This is a genomic window from Actinoallomurus acaciae (assembly GCF_042429965.1).
In the GTDB taxonomy this organism is placed as follows: Bacteria; Actinomycetota; Actinomycetes; order Streptosporangiales; family Streptosporangiaceae; genus Actinoallomurus; species Actinoallomurus acaciae.
Genome location: NZ_JBHLZP010000423.1, coordinates 1 through 7,083 on the forward strand (window position 1 = coordinate 1; position 7,083 = coordinate 7,083).

Here is a 7,083-nt window from a genome sequence, read left to right on the forward strand (position 1 = left end):
TGCGCGCCGAGCTGGCCGGGCCGCTCGCGGTCGCGGTCGACGCTGAGGCGCTCGGGCTCGGCGGCACCGACGCCACCACCGTCCGGTCGTGGTACGAGGCGCTCGTCGCGGGCGTGTCGGCCATCACCGCCGGCGAGGAGGCCGTGGTGCCCGAGGCGTACGGACTGCTGCGCGCGCGGGTCGAGGAGGCGATCAAGGAGGGGCGGCCGTCCTCCCTGCTCGCCGAGGTCGCCGCGCGGCCCGAGGGGCTGACCTCCGCCGAGATCGTCGCCGACGCCGCCGTGCTGATGTTCGGCGGCATCGACACCACCGAAGGAATGATCACGAACGCCGCGGCCCACCTGCTCGGTCATCCGGACCAGCTCGCGCTGGTGCTTGAGGATCCCGCCCTGCTCGCCGGCGCCATCGAGGAGTCGGTCCGCCTGGAGCCGGCCGCCTCGGTCGTCGACCGGTACGCCGTGCGGGACGTGCGGCTCGGCGACGCGGACATCCGCGCCGGCGACCTCGTACGGGTCTCGATCGCGGGCGCGAACCGCGACCCGGCCGTCTTCACCGACCCGGACCGCTTCGACGTCCGCCGCGAGGACGCCGACCGGCACCTGTCGTTCGCGCGCGGCCCGCACTTCTGCTTCGGCGCGCACCTGGCTCGCCTGGAGACCGCGACCGCGCTGGGCGCTCTGCTCCGCCTCCCCGGCCTGCGCCTGGAACACACCGGCGGAGCGCGTGGCCTGGTCTTTCGCAAGCCCGCCGAGGTTCGTGTCCGCTGGGACCCGGCATGACCGAGTGGGACCCGGCATGACCGAGCCCGGCGCCTTTACATTGTAGATCAATAGCGATCCTCGGCTCAGGCCCGGACGAGAAGCACGATCTGGTTGGCGGAGGCGGCGGTCCCCCGGTCCGCGAGCACGGTCAGCGTGCCCAGGGCCCGCGCCAGTCGTCCGGCGAGGTCCCTCTCCTGCGGGCCTTGCAGCAGGGCGATCGCGGCCAGGAGCCCGGTCGCCGCGGCGGCCAGGGCGGATTCGTCGACGAGAGCCCGGCGATCCAGGATCGGGGCGACCACGGCGTGGGCGCGCACGAGGAGCCTGCGCACCTCCGCGCGGCCGAAGTCGTCCGACAGCAGTCGCAGGACCTTGCGTATCTCACCGCCGGGGTCCTCGGCGCCCCGCGTGGATCCGCCGATGAGCTTGGCGACGAACCGCTCGAAGGACGTGCGGGCCTGGCCGTCGCCGGCCTTGGCGCCGCGCGGGCTCGTCCACTGGCGCAGAAGCACACCGGCCGCGGGAACGATGACCGGCAGCAGCTCCGGGTCGGTGAGACCGCGCGCGACGTCGCAGGCGAGGGCGCGGTTGAGTTCGCGGTTCAGCGCACGGCCGAGGTCGTGGGCGCGGGCCGTGGAGTCCATGACCCGGCGCCTCCGCTCGAGGTCGTCCTCGGCGGCGCCGTCGCCGAGCAGACCGATGAGACCGATGAGCCGGCCGGTGAGGTCGCGGGCCCGGACGATGGGGACGTCGTGGGCGGTGTCACGGCGTGCCGGCAGGTCGAGTTCGAGGCGCCGGGCCCGGCCACGATCGAGTCGACGCACGCCATGAAGCGCCTGGAGCGGAAGGTCGGCCGCCCGCCGCAGCGCGTCGGCGCGGCCCAGAGACCGCGCGTACGCCCGCGCGTGGTCGCGGCACCGCTCGAGGTCGTGCGCCAGGTCGGTGCCGTGATGCACGGCGAGGGCCCGCCTCAGGTCGCGGACGCGGTCGCGCATGAGGGGCGTGACGGCCGGCCGGCTCTGGGCGTAGGCCAGGTCCCCGGCCAGCGCGCGGGCGTGCGCGACGGCCTGCTCCAGCCCCTTCCCCTCACCCCGGTGACCGGCCCGGTCGAGGACGAGCGCGAGGTCATGCCCTGCCGACAACCCCCGCCAGAGCGCGGTGCCGAGGTTCGTCGCGATGGCGAACACGGTGGCGAGCGGCTCAGGGTCGGAACCGAGGTGGCGCAGGTCCGCGGCGAGGTCGAACACGAGATCGAGGGTGTCGGCGAGGTCACGGGCGCGGTCCACCGTCATCATCCACTCCAGCGCCGTCGGGGCGAGCGGATCGGCGCCGAGGCGAGGAGTGAGGACACGCGTGTAGGCCAGGAGATGGTGCAGATCGCCGTCGGAGGCGTCGCGTGGGATCTGGGCCAGGCGTAACGCCGGGCGGATCGTCTCCAGGACGGTTCCGGGATATTTGCCGAGCCGCTCCCGGCCCGGCGCGTAGGGCCACGGAACCCGGTCGGGCCGGTGGAGCACGATGCGGTCGTCGGCGGCCCAGACGGTGTGGCGGCCGAGGACGTGCGTCAGGGCCGCGTCGGGGTGGGCGAGCTCGGCCGGAGCGGGCAGCCGGTACGTGGGGCCCTCGTCGAGCAGAGTGTTGAGCCAGCCCACGAATCGCGCCGCGTCGTCGGCCCACATCCCGACGGCCGGGGAACGCCCGGTGGCACCCTCGCCGAGCGGCTGCCGCGGGGTGTGACGTCCGGTCCCGCGCTCGTGCAGGACGAACAGGTTGTACAGGTCGCGGGAGATCGGCTGGGCGCACACCGCGGTGGTGCCGTGCCAGACGATCTCCCGCAGGCCGCGCGAGGCGGTCACGGCGGCGATGAGCCGCAGCCGCCGGCGCGCCGCCCGGTCGTCACCGCCGGAGACGTCCGCCGCCGTGAGGAGCCGGTTGAGGCGGGCACGAGTGGCCGGATCGATCTCCAAGGCCTCATCGGCACAGTCGAACGCCAGCGCCAGCGCGTCGATGGTGCCGGATGCGAGGCAGGCGTCGATGACAGGTGTCGCGTTGCTGCCGGCGGCCCACAGCAGCGTGGTCTCGCGCCACCAGGGATCGTTGACGCCCTCGGTGAGCAGACGCAGATGCTCGGCGGGTTCGGCTCGGATGCAGGCGGCGGCCAGGTACTCCTGGATGCTGAGATGGACGAAGCCGCAGGCGCCGTGCTCCCCGCCGACGAGGACCCCGTTCTTGCGTACCTCGTCCAGGAAGATCGCCGGGGTGAGCCGCCCCTGACCGGTGACATGCCGCAACGGCTCTTTGATCAGGTCCTCGGCTTCGGCGGTGGCCATGTCGCGGGTCCGCTCACGCATCATCCGCAGCGCCAGGTGACGCAGGACGCGCACTTTCTTGGGCCCCTCCAGCCCGGTCGCGTCGGCGAGGTTCTTGGCCTCCTGACGCCGGTGGAGCAGCGCGTCGCACATCTCCGAATACAGGTCCGCGCGGCTGCGGGGCAGCGCGCCCCGGTAGCGGTGCACGTTCGCGATCATGGTGAGGAGCAGCGGGTTCGCGGCGAGCTCGTACATCGCCGGGCCGCTCCTCAGCTTGCGCAACAGGTCATCGGCCTGCCGGCGGGCGGCGGCGCGCACCGGTCCACCCGACCGGTTCCGCGCTCGGCACTCCACGGCGTAGGACCAGTGGCGCAGGAACTCAGAGATCTGTTCCGCGGTGAAACGCTGGACCTGCAGCACATCGGCGTTGGGAAGGGGATTGGACGAATAGCCGTGCGGCCGGGAGGTGATGACGAAAGTGTTCGCGGGATACCGTTCGATCTGCCGGCGCAGCCATCGGACGACCGTCGCGCGGTCCCCCTCGTCGGCGACCTCGTCCAGGCCGTCCAGCAGGATCACGCACCGGCCCCGGTCGAACCGTTTCCCCAGCCAGCTCGGCGGAATCCGGCCGTCCAGCCAGCCGGCCGAACTCGCCACCTCCGGCAGGAACGGCGGCTGCTCCGCGAGGATCGACCTGACGTGGTCTCGCAGGTAGAGCAGCACCGGCATCTGCCGTCGTCGCCAGAACCTCCAGTGCCGGCCGCACATCGCCAGGGCGGTGTGCCGGGCGAGCGTGGTCTTGCCCGACCCCGAGGCACCGATCACCGCGAACACCCGGCTGTCCCGCAGGAACGACTGCAGCGGTCGCCGGTCTCCCGCCTGCTGCGGAGTCACCGGGCCGAGCCCCGAGTCGCGCTCGAGCTCTTGCGGCGGGCGGGGCCGAAGGGCCACGTCCACATACACCTGGCGCATCCGCAGGACGAACTCGCCGTGTGTCACCACCCCGATCGTCTCCATGTCGGCCACCGAGGCCCGCAGCTGCCGCAGATACGTACGCCGGCGGCCCAGCATCCACCGCTCCACCGCCGCGGCCGGGGACCGGGTGAGGTGAAGGGAGAGCACCGAGCCCAGCACCGTGAAGCCCAGCGCCAGATAGGCCCAGGTCCAGCTGACGCCCGCGCCGGAGACGACCTGGTTGGTCGCCACTCCCCCGGCCACCAGGGCCGCCGCCCCGGCCATCACCAGTAAGCCGGCCTGCGTCCGCTTCATACGCTCCCCTGCCGATCAACCCGATATCCGGTCTTGGCGCCGCTGGTCACCACTTAATCGGTCAGAGGCCCCGTGAATACGCCATTCAGGGAACTTGCCGTGGAGGGTGCGAGCCGGACGGGTTTGCCGCGAGCGGCGAACCCGTCGGCGCGCCTTTACGTTGTAGATCATTAGTGCCGGGAGGCTCTGGCCTGGACACTCCGCCGCGTACTGGACATGAGACTTTCCGGTCCTGATACTCATCTCATGGAAGGGCTCTCGGCACGCGCATCGGATGCGGACCGCGATCGTGTACTCCGCGAGCTACGCGACCGGGTCGCCGACGGCAGACTCTCGCATGAGACGTTCGAGCAACGCGTCGAGTCGGCGCTGCGGGCCCGCAGCCACGCGGAGCTGACCGCGCTGGTCAGCGACCTGCCCCCGGCCAGCCGCCTGGTCCGCGGCCTCGCCGGAGCCGTCACCTCGCTGTCGTCGATGACCGCGCGCCTGGAGGCCGCCTGGCGGGCGCCGCGCCTGCCGCGCTTCGCCCTTCCCCCGCACGACTGGTCGCGCCTGCTGATCGGCCGCGCGCCGGGCTGCCAGTTCGTCGTCACCGACCTCAGCGTCTCCCGGGTGCACGCCGAGCTCCGCCGCGCCGGGGACAACTGGCTGCTGGCCGACCTCGGCTCGATGAACGGCACGCTCGTCAACGGCTACCGCATCGTCGCCCCCACACGCGTACGCCCGGGCGATGAGATCGCCTTCGGCAAGACCCGCTTCATCCTGGCCTGAGCTCCCCCGGTCACTCCGGCGCGGCCGGGTTGTCGGCGAGGACGCAGGCGACCGGTGGCTCCAGGTCGAGGGTCTCGACCCGGAACCGCGTGAAGCCCGCCTGGGCGAGCAGGTCCTGGAGCTCCCGGGCGGCCCGGGCCGTGGTGTCTCGCGTGGCGCCGGGGCAGCGCGGCTGGCTGACGAGCGCGATGCGCCCGGCGGGGCGGAGCAGATCGCGGAGCCGGCGGAGGCGTTCGACCGGGTCGGGCCAGAACCCCAGGGAGTTGACCGCCAGGATGGCGTCGAACGGCTCCCCGAAGTCGGGCAACCGGTCCACCGAGGCCTGAGCGAGATGGACGCGGTGGGCGCGGACGGCGGCGGCGTTACGCCGGCGGGCCAGCCGGACCATGGCCTCGGAGTGGTCGACGCCGTAGACGTGGCCCCGGGTGGCTCGGCCGGCGAGCTCGGCGATGGCCACGCCCGGACCGAACCCGATCTCGAGCACCCGGTCGGCGGGCCGCACGTCCAGCAACGACACCGCCCACCTGTTGCGCTGCCGGTTGGAACGGCGATGAGCCAGGACCTGACCGACCACCCGCCCGGCGACGCCCCGGGGGTGACCGAACTGGCGAACCACTCTTTCGAGCGCACGCCGCTTGAGAGTTGCGACTGCTGTTGGCATGGCGGCCAGTGAACGGCTTCAAGTACGCTTGAAGTCAAGATGGACGAGCGGCTGACGATCGGGGAGCTGGCGAGGCGCACCGGCACCGCCACCTCCGCTCTGCGCTACTGGGAGGAGCTCGGGCTGCTCCCGGCGCCGACGCGTGTCTCCGGCCGGCGGCGCTACCCGCCGTCGGCGGCCGGGCTGGTCGGGGTGATCCTGTTGCTGCGAGACGTCGGCTTCACGTTGCGCGAGATCAAGGCGCTCATCGCGGCGCGCACGTCGGCCGACGGCGGCTGGCGGCGACTGCACCGGCGCAAGCTCGCCGAGCTGGACCGGCGGATCGCCCGCGCCCAGGCGGCACGCACCGCCATCGCCCATGGCCTGGCCTGCCCGCACGAAGACGTCTTCGAGTGCCCCAACTTCGCCGACCTGGTCGCGGCACGCCTGGCGGGAGCCTCCCTCGAAGAGGCCCACTCCCACTGACCTCATGCGGTCATCGCCGGTCTCTGGTCTCGGGCGCGACCGGGGCGTTGAGGTTGTACCGGATGCCCGCGACGCGGATCAGAAGGCAGGCCAGGGCGGCGCCGAGCGCGGCGGGAACACCGTAGACGCCGGTGCGCACCGCGGCCACGGCGATCGCCGCACCGACCAGGGCGGGTATGGCGTACAGGCCACTGGTGAGAACCGTGGGGACGCGCCGGACCAGGACGTCGCGGATCGTCCCGCCGCCGACGCCGGTGACGGCCCCCAGGATGACGGCCGGGGCCACGGCGAGACCGTACTGCAGGGACTTGGTCGCACCGGTGACGCAGAACAGGCTCAGCCCGGCGGCGTCGAACAACTCGATGTGCGGGGCGAATCTCCGCAGCGGCCGGCCGAGGAAGAACGCGACCAGCGCCCCGCCCGCGGCCACCACGAGGTAGGGCCAGTATCGGAAGGTCGCGGGGGGCGACGCGCCGATGAGCGTGTCGCGCACGACGCCGCCGCCGAGGGCGGTCATCATGCCGAGGGTCAGCACTCCGACGATGTCGAGGCGGGCGGCGCGCATGCCGGTGACGGCACCGTTGAGGGCGAACGCGAACGTGCCGGCGAGGTCGAGCGTGAGCAGGAGCGGTGGTTCGGGCATGACCATCAGCGTGCCTTCTCCTCCCACCGGCCCCGAACCCGGCCCCGGCCCGCCGGGCAGGCCGACGACGTGGCGGCCGTGCGCGTGCGGCTCATGCCCGCGGACTCGCACCGCCGCGCACGGGCCGCCGGCCGGTCACGGTCTCGGCTTGGTAACACTCCGTTCCGGCGGTCTTGACGGCGCACTCCGGCGGTCCTACCTTCACCG

Annotated in this window: 6 protein-coding genes; 3 read left to right on the forward strand and 3 right to left on the reverse strand. The window is 72.9% G+C overall.

Features of this window, described 5'->3' with window-relative positions:
• Nucleotides 1–779, forward strand: a 779-nt coding sequence (locus ACFFNX_RS37055) for a cytochrome P450 (protein ID WP_378210702.1), incomplete at its 5' end; no start/stop codon positions are given.
• A gap of 65 nt (nt 780–844) precedes the next feature.
• Here the strand turns inward: ACFFNX_RS37055 and ACFFNX_RS37060 are convergent.
• On the reverse strand, nt 845–4,336 hold the full coding sequence (locus tag ACFFNX_RS37060) for an NACHT domain-containing protein (protein ID WP_378210703.1): 3,492 nt from the start codon (nt 4,334–4,336) through the stop codon (nt 845–847).
• Between the two features lie 246 nt (nt 4,337–4,582).
• Between ACFFNX_RS37060 and ACFFNX_RS37065 the strand changes: the two genes are divergently transcribed.
• A complete protein-coding gene (locus ACFFNX_RS37065) occupies nt 4,583–5,107 on the forward strand; it encodes an FHA domain-containing protein (protein ID WP_378210704.1) in 525 nt (174 codons plus the stop codon).
• A gap of 10 nt (nt 5,108–5,117) precedes the next feature.
• On the opposite strand, the gene ACFFNX_RS37070 is transcribed toward ACFFNX_RS37065, so the two are convergent.
• Nucleotides 5,118–5,723 (reverse strand): class I SAM-dependent methyltransferase, encoded by a 606-nt coding sequence (locus tag ACFFNX_RS37070; protein WP_378210705.1) that lies wholly within the window; start codon nt 5,721–5,723, stop codon nt 5,118–5,120.
• Between the two features lie 84 nt (nt 5,724–5,807).
• On the opposite strand from ACFFNX_RS37070, the gene ACFFNX_RS37075 reads away from it, so the two are divergent.
• Entirely contained in the window at nt 5,808–6,233 is a 426-nt protein-coding gene (locus ACFFNX_RS37075; RefSeq protein ID WP_378210706.1) for a MerR family transcriptional regulator, read from the forward strand.
• Between the two features lie 10 nt (nt 6,234–6,243).
• Here the strand turns inward: ACFFNX_RS37075 and ACFFNX_RS37080 are convergent, their stop codons facing one another.
• Nucleotides 6,244–6,876, reverse strand: a complete 633-nt coding sequence (locus tag ACFFNX_RS37080; RefSeq protein WP_378210707.1) for a trimeric intracellular cation channel family protein — start codon at nt 6,874–6,876, stop codon at nt 6,244–6,246.
• Nucleotides 6,877–7,083 lie beyond the last annotated feature (207 nt).

What these genes read in the sequence shown, in the direction of transcription:
- ACFFNX_RS37060 (WP_378210703.1), bottom strand. Translation starts at nt 4,336, where the DNA reads ATGAAGCGGACGCAGGCCGGCTTACTGGTGATGGCCGGGGCGGCGGCC.
- ACFFNX_RS37065 (WP_378210704.1), top strand. Translation starts at nt 4,583, where the DNA reads ATGGAAGGGCTCTCGGCACGCGCATCGGATGCGGACCGCGATCGTGTA.
- ACFFNX_RS37075 (WP_378210706.1), top strand. Translation starts at nt 5,808, where the DNA reads ATGGACGAGCGGCTGACGATCGGGGAGCTGGCGAGGCGCACCGGCACC.
- ACFFNX_RS37080 (WP_378210707.1), bottom strand. Translation starts at nt 6,876, where the DNA reads ATGCCCGAACCACCGCTCCTGCTCACGCTCGACCTCGCCGGCACGTTC.